Source organism: Hwangdonia lutea, from assembly GCF_032814565.1.
GTDB lineage: Bacteria > Bacteroidota > Bacteroidia > Flavobacteriales > Flavobacteriaceae > Hwangdonia > Hwangdonia lutea.
Genome location: NZ_CP136521.1, coordinates 520,603 through 540,450, shown reverse-complemented (window position 1 = coordinate 540,450; position 19,848 = coordinate 520,603). Strand labels below are relative to the sequence as shown.

Annotated in this window: 23 protein-coding genes; 17 read left to right on the top strand and 6 right to left on the bottom strand. The window is 35.2% G+C overall.

Going from position 1 to position 19,848, the window contains the following annotated elements:
- Positions 1 to 13: 13 nt before the first annotated feature.
- Genes RNZ46_RS02390 through RNZ46_RS02375 form a run of 4 tightly spaced genes read left to right on the top strand, consistent with a single transcriptional unit; the run spans position 14 to position 4,378 of the window.
- Entirely contained in the window at positions 14 to 2,104 is a 2,091-nt protein-coding gene (locus RNZ46_RS02390) for a tetratricopeptide repeat-containing sensor histidine kinase (protein ID WP_316983794.1), read from the top strand.
- 7 nt (positions 2,105 to 2,111) lie between these two features.
- Entirely contained in the window at positions 2,112 to 2,762 is a 651-nt protein-coding gene (locus RNZ46_RS02385) for a response regulator transcription factor (RefSeq protein ID WP_316983793.1), read from the top strand.
- A 56-nt stretch (positions 2,763 to 2,818) separates the two neighbouring features.
- Positions 2,819 to 3,433, top strand: a complete 615-nt coding sequence (locus tag RNZ46_RS02380; protein WP_316983792.1) for a DUF4230 domain-containing protein — start codon at positions 2,819 to 2,821, stop codon at positions 3,431 to 3,433.
- A 9-nt stretch (positions 3,434 to 3,442) separates the two neighbouring features.
- On the top strand, positions 3,443 to 4,378 hold the full coding sequence (locus tag RNZ46_RS02375) for a pyridoxal-phosphate dependent enzyme (protein ID WP_316984953.1): 936 nt from the start codon (positions 3,443 to 3,445) through the stop codon (positions 4,376 to 4,378).
- 1 nt (position 4,379) lies between these two features.
- On the opposite strand, the gene RNZ46_RS02370 is transcribed toward RNZ46_RS02375, so the two are convergent.
- Positions 4,380 to 4,694, bottom strand: coding sequence for a rhodanese-like domain-containing protein (locus RNZ46_RS02370; protein ID WP_316983791.1), 315 nt, complete (start codon positions 4,692 to 4,694; stop codon positions 4,380 to 4,382).
- Between the two features lie 95 nt (positions 4,695 to 4,789).
- Here RNZ46_RS02370 and RNZ46_RS02365 point away from each other — a divergent pair, with 95 nt between their 5' ends.
- Positions 4,790 to 5,542, top strand: coding sequence for an enoyl-CoA hydratase/isomerase family protein (locus RNZ46_RS02365; protein ID WP_434063034.1), 753 nt, complete (start codon positions 4,790 to 4,792; stop codon positions 5,540 to 5,542).
- A 32-nt stretch (positions 5,543 to 5,574) separates the two neighbouring features.
- Positions 5,575 to 5,970 (top strand): hypothetical protein, encoded by a 396-nt coding sequence (locus RNZ46_RS02360; RefSeq protein ID WP_316983789.1) that lies wholly within the window; start codon positions 5,575 to 5,577, stop codon positions 5,968 to 5,970.
- A 1-nt stretch (position 5,971) separates the two neighbouring features.
- Here the strand turns inward: RNZ46_RS02360 and RNZ46_RS02355 are convergent, their stop codons facing one another.
- Entirely contained in the window at positions 5,972 to 7,732 is a 1,761-nt protein-coding gene (locus RNZ46_RS02355) for an aromatic amino acid hydroxylase (RefSeq protein ID WP_316983788.1), read from the bottom strand.
- Positions 7,733 to 7,902: 170 nt separating this feature from the next.
- On the opposite strand from RNZ46_RS02355, the gene RNZ46_RS02350 reads away from it, so the two are divergent.
- Positions 7,903 to 8,232 carry a thermonuclease family protein gene (locus RNZ46_RS02350; RefSeq protein WP_316983787.1) on the top strand — a complete coding sequence of 110 codons (330 nt, stop codon included), beginning with the start codon at positions 7,903 to 7,905 and terminating at the stop codon, positions 8,230 to 8,232.
- A 72-nt stretch (positions 8,233 to 8,304) separates the two neighbouring features.
- Here the strand turns inward: RNZ46_RS02350 and RNZ46_RS02345 are convergent, their stop codons facing one another.
- Together RNZ46_RS02345 and RNZ46_RS02340 are read right to left on the bottom strand one after the other, a co-directional pair.
- Positions 8,305 to 8,850: a DUF4136 domain-containing protein gene (locus RNZ46_RS02345; protein ID WP_316983786.1), complete on the bottom strand. Its 546-nt coding sequence runs from the start codon at positions 8,848 to 8,850 to the stop codon at positions 8,305 to 8,307.
- A gap of 528 nt (positions 8,851 to 9,378) precedes the next feature.
- The gene (locus RNZ46_RS02340; RefSeq protein WP_316983785.1) at positions 9,379 to 9,546 is read right to left on the bottom strand and encodes a C1orf53 family protein; all 168 of its coding nucleotides are present in this window, start codon (positions 9,544 to 9,546) and stop codon (positions 9,379 to 9,381) included.
- A gap of 118 nt (positions 9,547 to 9,664) precedes the next feature.
- Here RNZ46_RS02340 and RNZ46_RS02335 point away from each other — a divergent pair, with 118 nt between their 5' ends.
- From RNZ46_RS02335 to hemL, 4 genes are read left to right on the top strand one after another with little or no spacing between them, the layout of a single operon-like run.
- Complete coding sequence (locus RNZ46_RS02335) at positions 9,665 to 10,003, top strand: hypothetical protein (protein ID WP_316983784.1); 339 nt, start codon at positions 9,665 to 9,667, stop codon at positions 10,001 to 10,003.
- Positions 9,993 to 10,904: a 1-aminocyclopropane-1-carboxylate deaminase/D-cysteine desulfhydrase gene (locus tag RNZ46_RS02330; RefSeq protein WP_316983783.1), complete on the top strand. Its 912-nt coding sequence runs from the start codon at positions 9,993 to 9,995 to the stop codon at positions 10,902 to 10,904. The genes RNZ46_RS02335 and RNZ46_RS02330 overlap by 11 nt, the downstream gene beginning before the upstream one ends.
- A 4-nt stretch (positions 10,905 to 10,908) precedes the next feature.
- On the top strand, positions 10,909 to 11,718 hold the full coding sequence (locus RNZ46_RS02325) for a glucosaminidase domain-containing protein (RefSeq protein ID WP_316983782.1): 810 nt from the start codon (positions 10,909 to 10,911) through the stop codon (positions 11,716 to 11,718).
- 8 nt (positions 11,719 to 11,726) lie between these two features.
- The gene (hemL, locus tag RNZ46_RS02320) at positions 11,727 to 13,013 is read left to right on the top strand and encodes a glutamate-1-semialdehyde 2,1-aminomutase (RefSeq protein ID WP_316983781.1); all 1,287 of its coding nucleotides are present in this window, start codon (positions 11,727 to 11,729) and stop codon (positions 13,011 to 13,013) included.
- Between the two features lie 104 nt (positions 13,014 to 13,117).
- On the opposite strand, the gene RNZ46_RS02315 is transcribed toward hemL, so the two are convergent.
- Positions 13,118 to 13,579 (bottom strand): DUF4890 domain-containing protein, encoded by a 462-nt coding sequence (locus tag RNZ46_RS02315; RefSeq protein ID WP_316983780.1) that lies wholly within the window; start codon positions 13,577 to 13,579, stop codon positions 13,118 to 13,120.
- Between the two features lie 59 nt (positions 13,580 to 13,638).
- Positions 13,639 to 15,168, bottom strand: coding sequence for a hypothetical protein (locus RNZ46_RS02310; RefSeq protein WP_316983779.1), 1,530 nt, complete (start codon positions 15,166 to 15,168; stop codon positions 13,639 to 13,641).
- A 150-nt stretch (positions 15,169 to 15,318) separates the two neighbouring features.
- On the opposite strand from RNZ46_RS02310, the gene yiaA reads away from it, so the two are divergent.
- The 6 genes from yiaA (at position 15,319) to RNZ46_RS02280 (ending at position 19,787) form a co-directional block, all read left to right on the top strand.
- Entirely contained in the window at positions 15,319 to 15,801 is a 483-nt protein-coding gene (yiaA, locus tag RNZ46_RS02305; RefSeq protein WP_316983778.1) for an inner membrane protein YiaA, read from the top strand.
- A 193-nt stretch (positions 15,802 to 15,994) separates the two neighbouring features.
- A complete protein-coding gene (locus RNZ46_RS02300) occupies positions 15,995 to 16,345 on the top strand; it encodes a hypothetical protein (RefSeq protein ID WP_316983777.1) in 351 nt (116 codons plus the stop codon).
- Between the two features lie 10 nt (positions 16,346 to 16,355).
- A complete protein-coding gene (locus RNZ46_RS02295) occupies positions 16,356 to 17,636 on the top strand; it encodes a DUF2157 domain-containing protein (RefSeq protein ID WP_316983776.1) in 1,281 nt (426 codons plus the stop codon).
- Positions 17,633 to 18,283, top strand: a complete 651-nt coding sequence (locus RNZ46_RS02290) for a DUF2459 domain-containing protein (protein ID WP_316983775.1) — start codon at positions 17,633 to 17,635, stop codon at positions 18,281 to 18,283. Before RNZ46_RS02295 ends, RNZ46_RS02290 begins: the two co-directional genes overlap by 4 nt.
- Before the next feature lie 12 nt (positions 18,284 to 18,295).
- Positions 18,296 to 18,868, top strand: a complete 573-nt coding sequence (locus RNZ46_RS02285) for a GDYXXLXY domain-containing protein (RefSeq protein ID WP_316983774.1) — start codon at positions 18,296 to 18,298, stop codon at positions 18,866 to 18,868.
- A gap of 40 nt (positions 18,869 to 18,908) precedes the next feature.
- Positions 18,909 to 19,787, top strand: a complete 879-nt coding sequence (locus tag RNZ46_RS02280) for an alpha/beta hydrolase (protein WP_316983773.1) — start codon at positions 18,909 to 18,911, stop codon at positions 19,785 to 19,787.
- The last annotated feature ends 61 nt before the right edge of the window (positions 19,788 to 19,848 follow it).

Here is a 19,848-nt window from a genome sequence, read left to right as displayed (position 1 = left end):
CTAATTAAACTGTATGATAAAAAAACAACTCTCCATTCTATTTTTAATTTTTGGTTTTTGTGTGTATTCCCAAAACAATTCAGCAAAAATAGACAGCTTAAAAACTATTGTAGCTACCAGTAAAAATCCAGAGGAAAAAGCTGATGCATTAAACCATATTGTTGATGAGTATTTTGATTTAAGTAAAGACTCTGCCGAATTTTACATTAACAAGACATTAAAGTTTACTGAAAACAAAAAAGCACTGGAGAACATACACATACACGGTTTGCTAAAATATGCTCAATTATATATTGTTAAGGGCGATTACGAAACCTCTGCCACATACTATGATAAGGCGTGGACAATTTTAAAAAATGAGTACAACTACGATTTATATACCAAATATTACGGCGATTTGGGGGTGTTAAGTTTTTACAAAGGCGATTTTAAAACCGCACTCCAAAACTTTGAAAAAGCATTGCAGCTTGCCGAAGAAGATAACAATGAGGAAGACCAACTACGTTTTCTTAACAATAAAGCCTTGGCCATGTCTTATTTGGGTAAGGCAGAACCTTCGTTAAAGGTTCATAAAAAAGCCATAGAACTTGCCGAAAAACTTAACGACTCTACATCTTTGGGTAAATCGTTCAACAATATTGGATTGATTTATGAAGACATGAAAGAGTACGAAAAAGCTTTGGAATTTTATTTGGAAGCTCTTGAAATTAAAAAAAACGGAAAAAGCAAAGTTGATGTCGCCAATAGCCTATTTAATGTGGCAGGCATGTACAAAGAAATTGGTGAGAAAAACAACGACACGCTCCTTTATGCCAAAGCCGAAAAACACTATAAATTGGCTATTGAAAAATCTGAAGAAATAGATTATGGCAAGGTTATTCTTTTTTCAAAAACAGGAATGGCGCAATTGGCCACCGTAAGAAATAAACCTTTAAAGGCCATTAAAATTTATGAATCGGTTGTTGAAGCGGCAAAAAAAGCAAACGACAATCAAACCTTACGCGTAACTTATCTCAATTTAGGCGTAAATCATCTTAAAATTAATAATTTAAAACAAGCAGAAGTTTATCTGTTAAAGGCAGAGCCACTTATTGTTGAAGCCGAAAATCCATCCGACATGGCAAGTGTTTTTAAAAATTTGTCTGTGCTTTATAAAACCACAAACAATGTCGCTAAAGCATTGGAGTATTTTGAAAAACAATACGAGGTTGAAAAAAAACTATCAAATAACTCATTAAAAGATAAAATATCGGAATTTGAAGTAAAATACGAAACCGAGAAAAAAGAAAAAGAAATTCTTCTACAACGGGCCGACATTGCCGAAAAAGAGTTGAATCTGAACAGAAAAAACACCCAGCTTTTTGGCTTGGGCATTTTAGCCATTATTATTGCGATTTTGGGCTATTTATTGTTTAATCAACAAAAATTAAAAAATGCGCAGCTTAAAAAAGAAGGCGAATTAAAAGAAGCATTAGTGAAAATTGAAACCCAAAACCGATTGCAGGAACAACGTTTAAGAATTTCGCGCGATTTGCACGATAATATTGGTGCGCAACTCACTTTTATAATTTCGTCAATCGATAATTTAAAATATGGCTTTAAAATCAACAACGATAAGCTTACCAGCAAATTATCTTCAATTAGCGATTTTACAAAAGACACCATTTATGAGCTGCGGGACACCATTTGGGCTATGAATAAAAGTGAAATTTCTTTGGAAGATTTACAAGCCCGAGTATCTAATTTTGTCGATAAAGCAAGTGTTTCGGCCAATAAAACAAGCTTTAATTTTAATATTGACCAGTCACTTTCAAATGATTTGCAATTCTCTTCGGTTACCGGCATGAATATTTATCGCATCATTCAAGAAGCTATAAATAACGCCATAAAATATGCCCAAGCGTCAACTATAAATGTTGAAATAAAGAAACAGGAAAACAGCATTTTGTTTGCAGTAACTGATGATGGTGTTGGTTTTAACAGTAATGAAATTGAAGCAGGAAATGGCCTAAACAACATTAAAAAAAGAGCGGCCGATATAAATGCTGATATTGTTATTGATAGTGCTGTTAAACAAGGTACAACAGTAAAATTAAAGGTGTAAATTGTATATGAAATATAAATTAGCCATAGTTGACGATAATTCTTTTTTAATAAAAATGATTGAAGAAAAATTATCATTTTTTGAAGCATTAACGGTTAAATTTACGGCTATAAACGGTAAGGAGGCACTGCAAAAATTAGAAACCAATCATAACATCGATTTAATTTTAATGGATATTGAAATGCCCGTTTTAAATGGTATTCAAGCGACTGAGGTTATTAAAAATAAATACCCGCATATTAAAATAATCATGCTCACCGTTTTTGATCATGACGAGCATATTTTCAACGCCATAAAAGCGGGCGCCGATGGCTATTTATTGAAAGAAATAAATGCCAAAGATTTGTACAATGGTATTTTGGAAACCTTAAATGGCGGTGCAGCCATGACCCCTTCCATAGCCATGAAAACCTTAAAACTGCTGCGCAATCCCATTGAAATAAATAGCATTGAAGAAAAAGAAAGCATCAAACTAACCCCACGGGAAATCGATGTTTTAGAGCAGTTAAGCAAAGGCTTGAGCTATAATGCCATTGCCGAAAACCTTATCTTATCAACGGGCACCATCCGAAAGCATATCGAGAACATCTACCGAAAACTACAGGTGCACAACAAATTGGAAGCCGTACATAAAGCCAAGAAAAACAATTTGATTTAGCCATGATTTTTTAAATGTAAATTGCACGTTCAAATAAAATAATGCTAAATTAGTGCATGCGAAAAATTCTATTTGGTGTTATCATCACGTTGGTTGTTTTGTTCACTTTTAAATATTGTGATGAAAAAAAGGAGGATAAAATCGTGCTTCAAGAAAGTTCGGCACTCATTCAAAAACAAATCAAAAACGTTGGTAAGTTAATTGTTACCGAAGGCCACTTTAGTGAAGTGTTCAACTATAAAAACTCCAAAGAGATTTTTGGAGAATATTTTACGTCAGATAAAAAAGCATTGGTGGTTGTAAATGCCGAAGTTACTATTGCTTACGATTTAAGTAAAATTGAATTTAAAATTGACGAGGCCACTAAAACCCTTCAAATAATCAGTATTCCAAAAGAAGAAATCAAAATAAATCCAGATTTGGAATATTACGATATGCAATCCGATTTTTTAAATCCGTTTGAAGCCCAAGATTACAACGCTATTAAAAACACCGTAAAGGCATCATTAGCCAAAAAAATAGAAGCATCCGATTTGAAGGCAAATGCTAAAAATAGACTTATTAGCGAACTCTCAAAGTTTTATATTTTAACCAATTCCTTGGGTTGGACATTAACCTACAACGATACCACGATGACCTCCTTAGAGACCTTCCAAAACTTAAAATTGTAAATGCCAATTATGGATAAAGCGACTTTACAAAACATCCACAATCGTATAAAACCGTACATTCATAAAACGCCGGTGTTAACCTCAAAATTAATAGACGAGATATGTGATGCCAATGTGTTTTTTAAATGCGAAAATTTCCAAAAAATGGGTGCATTTAAAATGCGAGGAGCGGCCAATGCTATTTTAATTTTAACCGAAGCGCAGAAAAGTAAAGGCGTCGTAACGCATTCCTCGGGTAATTTTGCTCAGGCCCTTTCGTTGGCAGCAAAACAAATAGGCGTGACAGCTTATATTGTAATGCCCAAAAATGCGCCGCAAGTAAAAAAGGATGCGGTAAGAACTTATGAAGGAATTATTATTGAATGCGATTCAAACATCAAAGCGCGAGAAGATGAAGCTCATAGAGTTGTAATTGAGAAAGGCGCAACCTTTATTCATCCATCAAATGATGATAACGTGATACACGGTCAAGGTACAGCGGCCATAGAATTGTTGGAAGAGTACCCCAATTTAGATTATATCTTTACACCCGTTGGTGGCGGTGGTTTATTGGCGGGAACGCTTTTGGCGGCAATAAATTTTTCTGAAAATTGTAAAGTGATAGCAGGCGAACCCAAAAATGTTGATGATGCTTACAGATCATTAATCTCCGGCAATATCGAAAAAAATGACAGCACAAACACCATTGCCGATGGATTGAGAACCCATTTAGGCGATAGGAATTTTCCAATCATTAAAAAACATGTTGAAAAAATTATACGTGTTGAAGAAGATGAAATAATCTATGCCATGAAATTGATTTGGGAACGCATGAAAATCATCATAGAACCCTCAAGCGCAGTCGCTTTCGCAGCCGTTTTAAAACAGAAAAGTGAATTTAAAAACAAGAAAATAGGCGTATTGATTTCCGGTGGAAATGTAGATTTAAGCCATCTGCCCTTTTAAACTATAACTCTAATTTTTTATACAAACTGTGCCAACCACCGCCGTTTACCACTTCAATACCATTGCTTTTTAAAATAGCGGCAGCACTGCCCGAACGCATACCACTTGCACAACAAGTTATTACGGGTTTGTTGTGTTTTTTTATCTCCTTAATTTGAGAATTGATGTTTTGTAAAGGAATGTTTTTAGACCCCGGAATAGCGCCTTGAGTATACTCGCCCTGTGTTCTAACATCAATAACAATAGCGCCCCTAGTTTTAAAGTCTTTAATCTTATCCTGTTTTTTACTGCCAAAAAGAAAGCTGAATATGCCCATGTTGTATTTTTTATTTGTACAAATATCCAATTAATTTTTAAAGAAGAATGTAACATGTGTTACTAATAATTTATATATTCAACCCAAAGAATTTAATAATGCAACCATACGTTACTTTAACTTTAAACGGCCATATCGGGGTGATTGAGTTTTTTCATCCAGAACACAATGCCATGCCTAGCGATAATCTTAAAAAACTGCAAAACACTATTGTTGAAGCCGGAAAAAACGACGCCATTAGGGTTATTGTTTTAAAAAGTGGTGGCAACCGAACCTTTTGTGCCGGCGCGAGTTTTAAGGAACTTGTCGCCATTGATAGTGCTAAATCTGGACAACAGTTTTTCGCAGGATTTGCCCATGTTATAAATGCCATGCGAAAATGCCCAAAGCTTATAATTGGCCGTGTGCAAGGTAAAGCAGTTGGTGGTGGCGTTGGTTTGGCAGCAGCAACCGATTATTGTTTGGCAACCAAATTCGCAGCCATAAAGCTCAGCGAATTGAGTATTGGTATTGGCCCTTTTGTTATCGAGCCTGCGGTATCTCGAAAAATGGGACAAACGGCCATGTCGCAAATGACGATTAATGCGGAGGCATTTTATTCAGCGGAATTCGCAAAAGATAAAGGTTTGTACGCTGATGTTTTTGATGGCGTTGAAGCTTTGGACGAAGCCGTAAAAACCTTAGCTAAAAAACTAGCAAGCTACAATCCCGAAGCTTTAAAAGAAATGAAAGCAGTCTTTTGGAAAGATACTGCACATTGGGATGATTTACTTATTGAACGTGCCAAAATTAGTGGGAAATTGGTGTTAAGCGAGTTTACAAAAGAAACTTTAAAGCGGTTTAGATAGCGCTAATTTGATGATAGACTAATGTATTTGAAATGAAACAAATTATAACCAAAAGCAACAAAAATGCACATATTCTGAATCAGCTGATTCTGAATGGGTTTTATAATGGGTATATTGGACCTGAAAAGTTTGAATTAATGCGGAATCGATTTCCTAACAACTATAGATTGATTGGAACCTTAAATGAGGATGGAAATTACGATTTGAGATTTGGCTATAAGCATCCAATGAATATCGCTGCAAAATTTTTACTAGCATTCGGAGTTTTTATTTCATTGATATCGCTTATTAAAGGGAATTGGATGCTGCCACTTGCACTGGCTGTATTTGGGTTCATATTTTTTATCGGCTTTAAATTACAAGAAAAAAAGGAAATTAATCTTTTTACTAATAAACTATTAGAATTTCACAAAACGGAATATATATAAATCAATTTACTTTTAAACTTTTAGTAACAATCTCTAATCCATCATCAATTAACCGCCCAACTTCAGGTCTGTTTTGTTTAATAGTTTCTAAATGGTTTAAAATGCTTTCGCATAATTTAGTTTCATTTCCAATAAAAGCGAGTTCGTAAAGTTCAACAGGTAATAACCAATCGTTCGAATGGTTTTCAATAAGTTCCTCTAAAACCTTGGTCCTGGAAATCGTTCTATTTGTGCCATTTCGGTAATCTCTTACTTGTTGATAAAGCGCTTCGAGATTAAGTAATTCCTTAGATTTTTTTACTCGAATGGTTTGAGAAGAGGGTACATGGGTAATTAAATTAAAACTGTTATGATCCGCGGGGCCCGAAAAAGCTGAAACGATTTCCTTTCCAACGGCCATATCATAAATGCCCCATTCCGGTTTAAACAAAACAGTGTTGTTGTGGGTTACCGTGCAGTTATTAAAACTAATCAATATTATTTTGCCTTGAAGGTTTCTTTTTCCGGTTATAATTTCACCTGAAACTTTAATACCGCCTTCAAACTCAAGCGTAATAAGTTGTTCTTCATAAATATTGTACGCACTTAAATCACGTGGACTCATATCTTCAATAGCCAAATTAATGCCTTTAAGTTTTCCGATAGGAGAGCCAAACCCTTTTTTGTGTGTTTCTGTACCATGGCCTACCAACTCTTTTTCTCTATAGGCCAATGCGGTTTCGCCTGTAGTTTGTATGTAAATAGGTTTGCCTTCGTTAGCAATAACATGACTAAACACACCAGAAATTTGAATGCCCGTGCTCAATTCGACACTGCCCAATGCTTGGGAATGAATAAGTTTGTTAACGCCAGAAAGTCCACCCTTGCGCAGCGCCATCGTGTTGGCGAATTCTTCTAAAATTAAGCTTAAATGTGCAAAATCTGGAGTAACATAAAGTTGAGGTTGTGGTTTTGTAATATCGAAATCTTTAAAAGTGGCATCAATATTATAGGGTAGTTTTTTTACCTCATCAGTCATGCACCACGCGCTTTCACCAATCGAGGATAACAATCCTGCGCCGTAAATTTTTGGGTTTTCCAAGCTGCCAATTAAACCATATTCAACCGTCCACCAATGCAGGTTTCGTATTAATGCCATTTCACTGGGTTTACCCATGTTTTTTTGTAAATCTTCTACTTTTTTTTCCGCGGAAGTGATATCGGCTTCCTTAGAATTGGGCGCTTCTTTAATGATGGAAAGGTGCCTTACCGCTTCGTACAACTCGTAATCCTTGGCCGACGAAATGGCTTTGCAACCAATCTCTCCAAAGCGTCGTAAATATTCGGCATATTCTGGGTTGGCAATAATAGGAGCATGTCCTGCACCTTCGTGAATAATATCCGGGGCGGGCGTGTATTCAATATGCTCCAATTGCCTAATATCGCTGGCAATAACCAGCACATTGTAGGCTTGAAACTCCATAAAGGCATTGGGCGGAATAAAGCCATCAACCGCCACAGCGGCCCAACCAATATCTTTTAAAATACGGTTCATCCCATACATATTTGGAATGCTATCAATAGAAATCCCGGTTTGTTTTAATCCGTCTAAATAGGATTTGTGCGCTACTTGGGTTAAAAAATCGACATTTTTTCGCATGACATAACGCCAAACCGCTTGATCGATAGCCGAATAATCATCGTAGTTTTGCGGTTTTATAAACTGTTTTAAATGCTTGGGCAAACGATTTAAAATGGGATTGGATGTATATGAATTAGACATGATTTGGTGTTAAGTAACTTTATGTAAAAATACAAACTCTTAATAAAAGGGACGCTTTCTGATTCTTAAATTTAATGATTCTTAAAGTTTTGCTGTTTAAATTGTTTAAAATGATTTTTTGTTAAACTCGTATTAAAATGAATTTGTATCTTTCAGTAAAATAAGAAAATATGTATACATACCGAGCGAAAATAATTGATGTTTACGACGGCGATACGGTTACTGCCGTTGTAGATTTGGGGTTTCTTCATTCCCAAGAAATGAAATTACGGCTTTATGGCATTGATACTCCCGAAATGAGAGGGCCGGAAAAAATTGAAGGTAGAAAGGTGCGAGATATTGTAAGAGAGATGATTCTTGATAAGGAGGTGACCATTCGTACCTACAAAGATAAACAGGGTAAATACGGGCGCTATTTAGCCAATATTGTTTTGGAAGATGGGTTGGAAGTTAACCAATGGTTAGTTGATAACGGGCATGCTAAACCTTATTTGCCTTAAACAAAAAAACAACCTTTTAAAGTTGCTTTTTTGTTTGGTATTTAATGTTAAAAAAGATTAAATCACAGTTGTTTACTGCGCCATTCCCGGAGGGTATTTCTCCATAATTTTAGCAACAAACTCTTTGATGCGGGCGTCTTTTTTCTCCATGTTTTGCGATAAATAGCCGGTTCCCATACCTTGCCAAACCAATTCTTTTTTGTTGGCGTCAATTAAATCTACATATAAAACACCTTCTGTTGATCGCGAAACCGAACTGGTATGGTAACTGTTCCAATACCAAGGGTGCCAACCCCAACCATAACCGTATGGACCAAAACCGTTGTTGTAAAAGTTAATTTTTTCACGAGATTTTGTAAAGAGGCTCACCAGTAAATCCGGGTTTTCAGATTTTGTAAAGCCTTTGGCCAATAGTTCGCTTTCAATCGCACGAAGAATCCTGCGTTTGTCTAAGTCGCTAATTTCGGCTTTGTCGATACCGGTTTTGTAAAACGCAAAGGTTTTGTATTCATTGAAATTTGCATTTTTATCGTAATCGGTTGCCACTCTTATAGAGCTACAAGATGATACCAAAATTAACAACGCCAAAAATGGTAATGTTTTAAAAAGTTTTTTCATAGCCTTCATATTTAGTTTTCTTTTTTATTTCTAAAATACAAAAATTCATTGATAAATTTTGATTTTTAGGTAATATTAACATCAATAATCGTACCAAGGAAATTAGAACAAACCGGTTGTGGCCGATACTTTTTTAATATAGGTTACCCGTTGTGTATTTTGAATGAAAATAATTTCTATATGTCAGTTCGAGTGGTTTTGAGGCACGAAAAGTTGTATCGAGAACCCATTTATGGTTCAAAAATTCTTATTCTCGATACAAATTTTACTCATTTCAATCGTAAAATTCACTCGAATTGACAGAATTCTGCCAAAATACACAACGGGTTATACGTTGTTTATTTCATCTTATATAACCATCTGCTTAGCCGGTGGTCATGCTCTATTGGCTTTGCCCAATTTTTAGACCTAACAGGTTTCAAAAACCTGTTAGGTCTGGTGTTAGTTGAAGCCTCGTTTTTTTATGTTTTGTTGCTCATTACTCTTTTTAGGGGCTTTACAAAGCCACCTTCTCAGGAGGTGTGTTTTTTACTTAGCTGTTCTGCGTGAAGTTGATGGGTTGTAACCATACGGGCAGTGTCTGCAACCGCTTTCGCAGCAATAGCCACGTTTTAAATGGTATTGCTCGGTAAAACAGCGGTAACCTTCTGGCGTTAAATAGTAGTCGCCTTCTTCAATGGGGATGATTTTCTTCATTATGTTGCAAATATAATATATATTGGAAAACCATTCATCCACACATTGCTTAAGGTTTTTAATTGTTTATCATCTGTATGACGTTGAAATTTGGATTGGTTTTTGAAAGTAGTTATTTATGATTTTTATTTCGAAGTACTTAGTGCCAAAAGGATATACCGGATTAACCATTTTTCCTTTTGTGTTTTTAAAATCGATTCGGTTTAAAACGGATTATGTTTTAATTAACCACGAGAAAATTCATTTAAAACAGCAATTGGAAATGCTACTGATTCCTTTTTATTTGGTTTATGGATTGGAATTTTTATGCCGATTAATCCAATATAAAAATTGGAATTTGGCTTATCGCAATATTTCTTTTGAGCGCGAAGCTTACACCAACGAATTGGATTTAGATTACCTAAAACAACGCCCGTTTTGGGGATTTTTAAAGTATCTTCGCGTCAATGATTTTTAAGCTTGAACATAGTATTAATCAGCCTGTTGTTTTTTCAAAAAACAAAGGTGTTACGTTATTTGTAAAACGCGAGGACAGCATTCATCCATTCGTGTCGGGGAATAAATACAGAAAGCTAAAATACAATCTTATCGAAGCCAAAAAAAAAGGTTTTAAAACGCTTCTCACTTTTGGTGGCGCGTATTCAAATCATATTGCAGCGGTTGCTGCGGCTGGTGAACAACAAGGTTTTAAAACCATAGGTGTAATTCGAGGCGATGAGTTGTTTAATGCTCTTGAAAACAACCCGACCTTAAGTTTTGCCAAACAATGCGGCATGCAATTTAAATTCGTATCGCGAGAGGAGTATCGGAATAAAACCACCAAAAAGTTTATAGGTAATTTGGATAATGAATTCGGTGCGTTTTACTTAATTCCAGAAGGCGGCACCAACACTTTGGCCATTAAAGGTTGCGAGGAAATTTTAAGCGAAACGGATAAAGATTTCGATTTTATCTGTACAGCGGTTGGAACCGGCGGCACGGTTTCGGGGCTTATAAATGCTTCAAAACCCAATCAGCAAGTTTTAGGTTTTTCAGCTTTAAAAGGTGATTTTTTAAAAGAAGATATTAGTAAATTTGTAACCAAAACCAATTGGAAACTCGTAACCGATTATCATTTTGGAGGCTATGCCAAAATAAATGAGGCATTAATCAGTTTTATTAATGATTTTAAAAAAGATCATCAAATACAGTTGGATCCTGTTTATACAGGGAAAATGATGTTTGGAATTTTCGATTTAATCGATAAAGGGTTTTTTCCAAAAGGATCTAAAATATTAGCCATCCATACAGGAGGTTTACAAGGCATTGTTGGAATGAATGCGATTTTAAAAAAGAAGAATTTACAAATTATTGAATAAAAAAATGAAGCGATTACTTTTAATAAGTTGTTTAATGGTGATGATTTTTAGCTGTCGGTCTAAAAAAGCGATTGTAACTAAAAAAGAAAAAAACAAAACAGAACAGGTTGAAACCAAGGTTAAAACTACCGAAACCGAAGGTAAAGTTACGGTTACACCACCCAAGGTTTACGCCAATAAAGTTGAAAAATATATAGATACCTATAAAGATATTGCAAAAAGTGAAATGCAATTGTACCACATTCCGGCAAGCATTACATTGGCCCAAGGTATCTTGGAATCGGGTTCTGGAAACGGGCGACTTTCAGTTGAAGCCAATAATCATTTTGGTATAAAATGCCATGGATGGACTGGGAAAAAGATCTATCACGACGATGACAGAAAACAAGAGTGTTTCCGAAAATATAAGGATGCCAAATACTCGTTTAGAGACCACTCACTGTTTTTAACCGAGCGCAAACGCTACGCAAAACTTTTCAAACTTAAACAAGAAGATTATAAAGGTTGGGCAAAAGGCTTGCGGGCCGCGGGTTATGCCACCGATAAAAAATATCCGCAGAAATTAATTAGTTTAATTGAGCGTTATAAGCTGTACGAATACGATAAAGAAGTGCTGGGCGATAGGTATGTAAAACACGAAGCGCCCAAATTTAGTGATGCCGTAACTTATACCGTAATTAAAGGTGATACCTTGTATTCCATTTCAAGAAAATATAATATTAGCGTAAAAGAACTTCAAAGTATAAATGGTTTAACCGATAATACCATCAGTATTGGTCAGGCATTGATTGTTAAACCATCATCAAAAAATTAATAAAACACATGAATTATAAACGTAGTAGCGCCTTATTTGCGCAAGCAGAAACCGTTATTCCGGGCGGTGTAAACTCACCAGTACGTGCTTTTAAGGCCGTTGGCGGATCACCCATTTTTGTAAAAGAAGCTAAAGGCGCGTATTTGTACGACGAAGACGGAAACCGATTAATCGATTATATAAATTCTTGGGGACCTATGATTTTGGGTCATGCCTACGAACCGGTTGTAAATGCGGTAATCGATAAGGCCAAAAAAGGAACATCGTTTGGCATGCCAACGGAAATTGAAACCAAAATTGCCCAATTAGCGGTTTCCATGGTGCCAAATATCGATAAAATCAGGTTTGTAAATTCCGGAACCGAAGCCTGTATGAGTGCGGTGCGTTTGGCTCGTGGTTATACGGGTAAAGATAAAATTATAAAATTTGCGGGCTGTTATCATGGGCATTCCGATTCGTTTTTAATTCAAGCGGGTAGTGGTGCGGTAACTTTTGGGTCGCCAAATAGCCCGGGCGTAACCCAAGGCACGGCAAAAGATACTTTGTTGGCGCGCTATAACGATATTGAAAATGTGTCTGAATTAATTGAAGCTAATAAAAACGAAATAGCCTGTATTATTATTGAGCCCGTGGCGGGAAATATGGGTTGCATCCCACCAAAGGGAGACTTTTTGGTCGCGTTGCGGAATTTATGCGATGCCCACAACATCTTGTTAATTTTTGATGAGGTGATGACAGGGTTCCGATTGGCCAAAGGAGGTGCGCAGGAATTGTTTAATATAAATGCTGATATTGTGTGCTTCGGAAAAGTAATTGGTGGCGGCTTGCCCGTTGGCGCATTTGCCGCACGAAACGAAATCATGAATCATTTAGCGCCATTGGGTCCAGTGTATCAAGCGGGAACTTTAAGTGGAAATCCGTTGGCTATGGCGGCTGGATTGGCGATGTTAAATGAATTGAATAATAATGCTGAAATTTTTAACCGTTTAGCTGAAAAGACAGCGTATTTGCACAAAGGAATAGCCAAAGTTTTAAATGAAAATAATATTACACATACCATAAATAGGGTAGGTTCGATGATTTCGGTACACTTTGATAAAGCTAAAGTTGTAGATTTTGAAACCGCTGCAAAAGGTAATAACGATACCTTTAAAACCTTTTTCCATGGTTTGTTAAACGAAGGCGTTTACATTGCCCCAAGTGCTTTTGAAACTTGGTTTATTACCGATGCTTTAAGTTATGAGGATTTGGATTTTACGATTGCTGCTGTTAATACAGTTGCAAAAACACTGTAATTCAAATTGAGATTTAATTGGTATTCAAAAAAACAAAACGCATTTCTGAATTCAGAAATGCGTTTTTCATCAACCAAACTATAATCAACTAACCAACCAAAAAGTTATTGTTGTTTTTTCTTTCCGTGGCCTTTTTTACGGTATTTGTTTTTGTGCATTTTTTTTGTTTGTGCCTTTTCCCATTTGGCATATTGCTCGTTATTTAAAATGTCTTTCATTTTGGCTTTCATCGCTATTTGATGGTCCAATTTTGCATTCATCATCGCATAACGCTCTTCTTTTGTTGGTTTCTCAGTATTACCACTTTCCTTTTTCGCTTTACGCGCTTCCATTATCGCTTTTCTTTTCGTGGCATTTTCTAAGTTAATTTCCTGAATTTTGGCTTGCTGCGATGCATTTAAATCTAAATGCAAAGTCATTTTTTTGGTTTGAAGTGTTGCAATTTCTTCAGCAGAAAGCATCATCATTTTTTTGCCCTTTTCTTTGTTGGAGTGCTTTCTTTTTTGCTCTTGTGCGGTGGCCTGTAACGCTAATAAAGCCACGGCAATTATTGCTATTTTTTTCATTGTCTTGATGTTTTAAGTTATTTGTAATTAGGACTAAAACAAAACGAAAAGGTTTAACGCTAATTCAAATTTAACGCGCTATTAACGTTTTTAATGTTTTCAATAAGGCTTAATGTGGTCGCGTAAAGCGGCTTGTTTTCCATCTTGCTTTTTAACCAAGCATAGAAACTCATTACAAAAAGGTCTTCGCGCTGGCTGTCAATCCACTCAAAAGATTTTTCAACTTTATCTTTAAAAGCTTCAGAGGTTATCTTTTCCGGGTTTTTATAACAATCTTCAACCAGACTTAAATAAGTTAGCACGCGCTGTTGATTAATGCTTTTCAAATAATGGCTGTGATTTCTTTTAAAACTCAATAACCGCGATTCTACCAAGTCGATGTTTTTTAATTCGATATGTAATAAAATTTCAATCAAATGCTTTTTAATGACCCAGTCTTTTCCAGCTTTTTCGGTGTACCAATTATCTGTGTGATAAAATTTAGAAAAAAGTGTGTATGCTTTTTTCAATTCGTTTTTTTGAAAGTAAAACATGATTAAACTTAGCCTAATATCCAGTAGTGTTTCCATGTCGGTATGCTTAATCGTTGCCAGCGGTGATAATGTTTCTACGGCTTCATCGGCTTTGTTGGTATAGTTTAAATTTAGGCTTAGAAGCAAATGGTATTTCAGCCTGAAGGAATTGTAGTGTTTTTTTTGTTTCTCATTCATGTGTTCGTGCATTAATTCCAAATACTGCATTGATGCGTCGAATTTTTTATTTCGGAATAAGGTATTGGCTATAAAATAAAGAATTTGAATATGATAATACAACTGTTTTTCACGGTCTTTGTGAGCAATTATAGATTGATATGTGTTGATTAAAAAAGGTTCTATTTTTAAGTAATCGTTGGTTACAAAGGCCGAATAGCTGTTAATGGCGACCAATTGATACAATGATTTAAACGACATCGCATCGGTTAAACTAATCTGGTGTTCCTTTAAGGTGTGGTTTAAAATGGTTTGAAAATCCACCACATCACCTTTAAAAGTCATGTTGTTAAGCGTTTGCCGGATTTTTGCATAAACTATATTCAGCTGGTCTTCCAGTTGATGGTTTTTTTGATTGCTTTTAAATTTTGAAATAAGCTGATTAATATCTGCGGAAGGATGCGCGTACGCATATTGGATTTTGGTGTGGTAAATTTCGTTTAACAACGGAAACAGATGATGCTCGATGGCTAACATTTCAGCTTTGTCTAAAATTTTATAAGCCACCTTGTACTGTTTGTGCTGCAAACAAGTGCGCGATGCCAATATGTATTTAATAATTTGCATATCGATGGCTTTTTCATCTTGTAAACTCGCATTGGCGATAAATTCGATTACAGATTGATACAAACGTTTTCTCAATGCGTGATACGCTCCCTTTTTACTGGTGCCATAAAGTTTAAAACACAGAGTTTCCGAGTTTAAATCGTCATTTGCCAAATACCTAAATAACTGAACGTTTTTAGTGTCGTTGCGTTTGTTCTTTTTTTCCAAATAGGCTATAAAACGCTGTTGGTCTTCGTTGGAAAAAGTAGAGATAATGGTGTTTAAATCATTCATTTAATCGTCATTATATAATTTTAAATATTACTAAATATAGTGATTATGTGAAGAATTGCAAATAATATATCGTCAGTTTTAGTCAAAAATTGTATTTCACGTGTTCTTGAAGTTTCGGAGTTTTGTGTGGTAATCATTAAAACAATAATTATGAATTATGAAACAACGGTGTCTTTAGATAAAAAATCTAAAAAATCAGACACTAAAAAAGAAGTTAAAATTTACGACCAGAAACCAACAGCAGCTTTTATTGGTGCCTCTTGGAGTGCCTTGCTAATAGGCATGACCTCGTATTGCATTGGCCTGTGGAATGCCGACATGCAGCTGAACGAAAAAGGCTATTATTTCACCATTTTATTGTTTGGTTTATTCTCTGTTATTTCAGTGCAAAAAGCGGTGCGCGATAAGTTAGAGGACATTCCCGTAACCGATATTTACTATAGCATCAGTTGGTTTACAACGGTAACGTCTATCGTGTTGCTGGTTATCGGACTATGGAATGCCGATTTGATTTTGAGCGAAAAAGGCTTTTACGGCATGTCTTTTCTGTTGAGTTTATTTGCTGCTATTGCGGTGCAAAAAAATACACGGGATGTGCAGTATATTGATAGAAGTTGTGATGAGGAAAAATAACTATAATTTGAGTTTGTAGTAAATAAAAGAAATCTGCCAATTAAGGAATGAAATTTTTTTTTCAGACCTGTCAGGTTTTCAAAACCTGACAGGTCTTTTAATCAAAACAAAAGAACAAAGGCTTGTTTTGATGGTTGGTTAGTTAACCCAAAACCTCGTGGTTTATGCCTGCGAGGTTTTAAAAATTTTAAAAATGAAACCTAAACTCACTAAAGAATTAAAGGAATTTTCTGAGAAACGATTAACAACTAGTGGCAAAACAATGTTTTACACAAGTATAATAACATCGCTGTTTTTACTTTTTATTTACCTTAATGCAACGGTTTTTAAAATGACATTTGTACTCATAGGTGTTTTTCAAGAATTGCTTACCATACCTAGTATTGTAGCTCAACCTATACTATTGTTTTTATCATTAAAGCAATTTATTAGAATAAAATTCAAAGTAAGATCGTACGCATTTTATACCTTAACGGTATCTTTAATTACAACGATATTAGCTTTCGGAAGTTTGATTATAGCTAAATTACCATCAGTTTTTTAAATGAATAATTATGAATTCAAAAATCCAAAACGATATAAACGAACTTGTTGAAGCCCAGGTTGTTTCAACAGAAGTAGCTGCCAACATCGAAACCTATTACAAGTCCAAAAAAGTAGATTCACCAAACCGATTATTTACGGTGTTTGCCATATTGGGCTCCACGTTGGTCGGCCTTGGCATTATTTTAATTCTCGCACATAATTGGGATCACTTTTCCAGAGGCATAAAAACCATGTTCGCTTTTGCGCCATTGCTTATCGGGCAGTTTTTTGTAGGCTATTCCATTTTAAAAAAGAAAAGCGCCACTTGGAAAGAGGCCTCGGGTGTATTCTTGTTTTTTGCGGTTGGTGCAAGTATGGCATTGGTAAGCCAGATTTACAATATTCCGGGAAATTTTAGCAACTATACGCTTACTTGGGTTCTGCTTTGCGCACCATTAATTTACCTGTTAAAATCTCATGTCTTAGCTGTTTTACATATTGTTTTTGCAACCAATTACGCCTGTGCTTTTGGATATTTTGATGGCAACCAAACGCCATGGATTTACTTGCTATTGGTCGCTGTACTTCTGCCACATTATTTTAAATTACTTAAAGAAAAGAAAACGAACAATATCACTTCCATTTTTAATTGGCTTTTGCCTTTAAGCGGTGTTATTGTTTTGGGAACTTTTGTTGATGGTAACGGAGAATTCGGGTTTTTAATGTATGTTATTTTATTCGGATTGTTATATAATATCGGGAAACTGCCATATTTCGATAATCAAAAATTAAGACGAAACGGGTACTTAATTTTAGGATCTTTAGGAACCGTTTACATGTTGTTATTAACCAGTTTTGAATGGCTGTGGCAAGATATTTTAAGGCACGATATGGCATTGGGCTCTCAAGGGTTTTATGTGTCCGTAATCCTTTTTGTAATAACCTTGGGTGTTTTAATCTATTCGTATTCAAAAAAATGGATTCAAAATTTCAACCTATTTCAATACGTATTCATCATTTTTACGGTCATCTTTTTTATGGGACTATCCGGTAATTTCATTTCTATCATATTAATTAATCTGCTCATTTTGGCTTTAGGAATTATTGTTATAAAAATTGGCGCCGACAAACTTCATTTTGGGATTTTAAATTATGGTTTGTTAATAATAACCGCACTTATTGTGTGTCGTTTTTTCGATACGAACATGAGTTTTGTTATTCGAGGCTTGTTGTTTGTAAGTGTTGGCGTGGGCTTCTTTTTAACTAATTATTTAATGCTTAAAAGACAAAAATCAAAACAAATTAAATGATGACGCTATTAAAGAACATACTTAAATTTATTTTATGGGTTTTAGCATTTCCCGTAGTGTATCTTTTGATTTCATTGGTGTTAACATCAATTACCGTAAATAAAGGTGAAGTTGGTTTGAATTCCGGAAAGACGATTTATTTAAACACCAACGGCGTTCATTTAGATATTGTAATTCCTGTAAACGAGGTTGACGATGCCTTAAAAAAAGGACTTAAAATGAAGGATGAAAAATACTTATCGTTTGGTTGGGGCGACGAAAATTTTTATTTGAATACGCCAACATGGAATGATTTGACCTTTAAAACCGCTTTTAGTGCGATGTTTTTAAAGGGCAACGCCTTGATTCATTTAACACGACATTCGCGGAAAAATCCAAAATGGACGGTTGTTAATCTGAATGAAAAGCAATTATCTAAACTCAACACCTATATTTTAAAAACTTTTCAGTTTGATAACCACGGAAATAAAATCATTTTAGAAAATAAAGGCTATGCTTTTAATGATGATTTTTATAAAGCCAAAGGGAGTTATTCCATTGTAAAAACCTGTAATTCTTGGGCGAATTCAGCGCTTAAAACAAGTGGTTTAAAAAGCTGTTTTTGGACGCCTTTTGATTTTGGAATTATTAATAAGTATAAAGATTAAAGATAATACACCATGAAAACCATACACATATTCATACTATTTATAGTTGTCGCAATAGCACAGCTCTTCGTGCCTGCACAAATGATTTTTAACCAAGAATCAATCATAAAAACGGGCACTGCCTATAAATTTAAAACACAGCCTGTAGATCCCAGCGATCCGTATAGAGGTAAATATATCAATCTAAATTATGAGCAAAATACCTTTATTACAACCGATTCAATTTGGGAGCGACAAGATAAAGTTTACCTGTATTTAGAAACCGATAGTTTGGGTTTTGCAAAAATAAACCAAGTCAGTAAAACACCTTTAAATTCAGATAAAGATTATATAGTCGGCAACGTGTGGTGGTACAATAAAGCCGAACAAAAACTAAATTTCAATCTGCCATTTAATCGGTATTATATGAAAGAAACCAAAGCTTATGATGCCGAGGTTGCCGTAAGAAATAATCAGCGCGATACCATTCAAAACACAACCTATGCTTTGGTGTATGTTAAAAATGGCGAAGCGGTGTTAAATGATGTTGTAATCAATGATATATCTATTAAAGATTATGTTGAAAAAGAGAACAATAATCAATAGAACGATTTATTGTATATTAGTAATCTAACGGAATTTTGGCATGCCTTATTGGTTACATACGCTTATAATTGTCTTGATCATTTATATTGCAATAAGTATTGCGTTGTACTATTTGCAAGATTATATGCTGTTTAAGCCTGAAAAACTTCCTGCAGATTTTCAGTTTAATTACGAAAACCAAGATTTTGAAGAACACAACCTTGAAACCCGCGATGGTGCGGTTATAAACGGCATTCTTTTTAAGCCCAAAGGTAAACCAAAAGGCATTGTTTTGTACCTAAAAGGAAACTCGAAAAGCATAAAAGGTTGGGGCAAATTCGCGGTAGATTTTACCCGACACAACTACAATGTTTTAATGGTGGATTATCGAGGTTTCGGTAAAAGCACGGGCAGACGCTCGCAAAAAGCCATAAAGCGCGATTTGCAAGTGGTGTACAATAAAATAAAAGAACGCACCACCGAAGATAGAATTATACTTTACGGACGCTCGTTAGGCTCTGGTTTCGCAGCAAAATTAGCGTCAATGAACAATCCTAAAATGCTTATTTTAGATGCGCCCTATTACAGTTTAACCAAGGTCGCTGCACGTTATGCACCCTTTATGCCCTTTAGTATTTTAATGAAATACCCCTTGCCAACCTACAAGTGGCTAAAATATGTACAATGTCCCATTCATATTATTCATGGCACAAACGATAAACTAATTCCGTATAAAACCAGTATAAAATTATCGAAGGTCAATCCTAAATTAACCAAGTTACATTCGGTGATTGGTGGCGGTCATAAAAACTTAAATACATTTGAATCGTATCATAAAATGATTCACAATATACTCCACCAAAAATCATTCGACATCGATTTATCAACCACAAGCATTCATGTTAAACACAGTTCGAAACCCACTAAAACAAAAGTTTAAAAAAGCAGTTTTAATCCTACTAAGCATCTATATTATGGTTGGTTCTCTATTATATTTTTTA

Coding starts and splice junctions, on each gene's coding strand:
- RNZ46_RS02390 (WP_316983794.1), top strand. CDS start 14: ATGATAAAAAAACAACTCTCCATTCTATTTTTAATTTTTGGTTTTTGT.
- RNZ46_RS02385 (WP_316983793.1), top strand. CDS start 2,112: ATGAAATATAAATTAGCCATAGTTGACGATAATTCTTTTTTAATAAAA.
- RNZ46_RS02380 (WP_316983792.1), top strand. CDS start 2,819: ATGCGAAAAATTCTATTTGGTGTTATCATCACGTTGGTTGTTTTGTTC.
- RNZ46_RS02375 (WP_316984953.1), top strand. CDS start 3,443: ATGGATAAAGCGACTTTACAAAACATCCACAATCGTATAAAACCGTAC.
- RNZ46_RS02370 (WP_316983791.1), bottom strand. CDS start 4,694: ATGGGCATATTCAGCTTTCTTTTTGGCAGTAAAAAACAGGATAAGATT.
- RNZ46_RS02360 (WP_316983789.1), top strand. CDS start 5,575: ATGAAACAAATTATAACCAAAAGCAACAAAAATGCACATATTCTGAAT.
- RNZ46_RS02355 (WP_316983788.1), bottom strand. CDS start 7,732: ATGTCTAATTCATATACATCCAATCCCATTTTAAATCGTTTGCCCAAG.
- RNZ46_RS02350 (WP_316983787.1), top strand. CDS start 7,903: ATGTATACATACCGAGCGAAAATAATTGATGTTTACGACGGCGATACG.
- RNZ46_RS02345 (WP_316983786.1), bottom strand. CDS start 8,850: ATGAAAAAACTTTTTAAAACATTACCATTTTTGGCGTTGTTAATTTTG.
- RNZ46_RS02340 (WP_316983785.1), bottom strand. CDS start 9,546: ATGAAGAAAATCATCCCCATTGAAGAAGGCGACTACTATTTAACGCCA.
- RNZ46_RS02335 (WP_316983784.1), top strand. CDS start 9,665: ATGATTTTTATTTCGAAGTACTTAGTGCCAAAAGGATATACCGGATTA.
- RNZ46_RS02330 (WP_316983783.1), top strand. CDS start 9,993: ATGATTTTTAAGCTTGAACATAGTATTAATCAGCCTGTTGTTTTTTCA.
- RNZ46_RS02325 (WP_316983782.1), top strand. CDS start 10,909: ATGAAGCGATTACTTTTAATAAGTTGTTTAATGGTGATGATTTTTAGC.
- hemL (WP_316983781.1), top strand. CDS start 11,727: ATGAATTATAAACGTAGTAGCGCCTTATTTGCGCAAGCAGAAACCGTT.
- RNZ46_RS02315 (WP_316983780.1), bottom strand. CDS start 13,579: ATGAAAAAAATAGCAATAATTGCCGTGGCTTTATTAGCGTTACAGGCC.
- RNZ46_RS02310 (WP_316983779.1), bottom strand. CDS start 15,168: ATGAATGATTTAAACACCATTATCTCTACTTTTTCCAACGAAGACCAA.
- yiaA (WP_316983778.1), top strand. CDS start 15,319: ATGAATTATGAAACAACGGTGTCTTTAGATAAAAAATCTAAAAAATCA.
- RNZ46_RS02300 (WP_316983777.1), top strand. CDS start 15,995: ATGAAACCTAAACTCACTAAAGAATTAAAGGAATTTTCTGAGAAACGA.
- RNZ46_RS02295 (WP_316983776.1), top strand. CDS start 16,356: ATGAATTCAAAAATCCAAAACGATATAAACGAACTTGTTGAAGCCCAG.
- RNZ46_RS02290 (WP_316983775.1), top strand. CDS start 17,633: ATGATGACGCTATTAAAGAACATACTTAAATTTATTTTATGGGTTTTA.
- RNZ46_RS02285 (WP_316983774.1), top strand. CDS start 18,296: ATGAAAACCATACACATATTCATACTATTTATAGTTGTCGCAATAGCA.
- RNZ46_RS02280 (WP_316983773.1), top strand. CDS start 18,909: ATGCCTTATTGGTTACATACGCTTATAATTGTCTTGATCATTTATATT.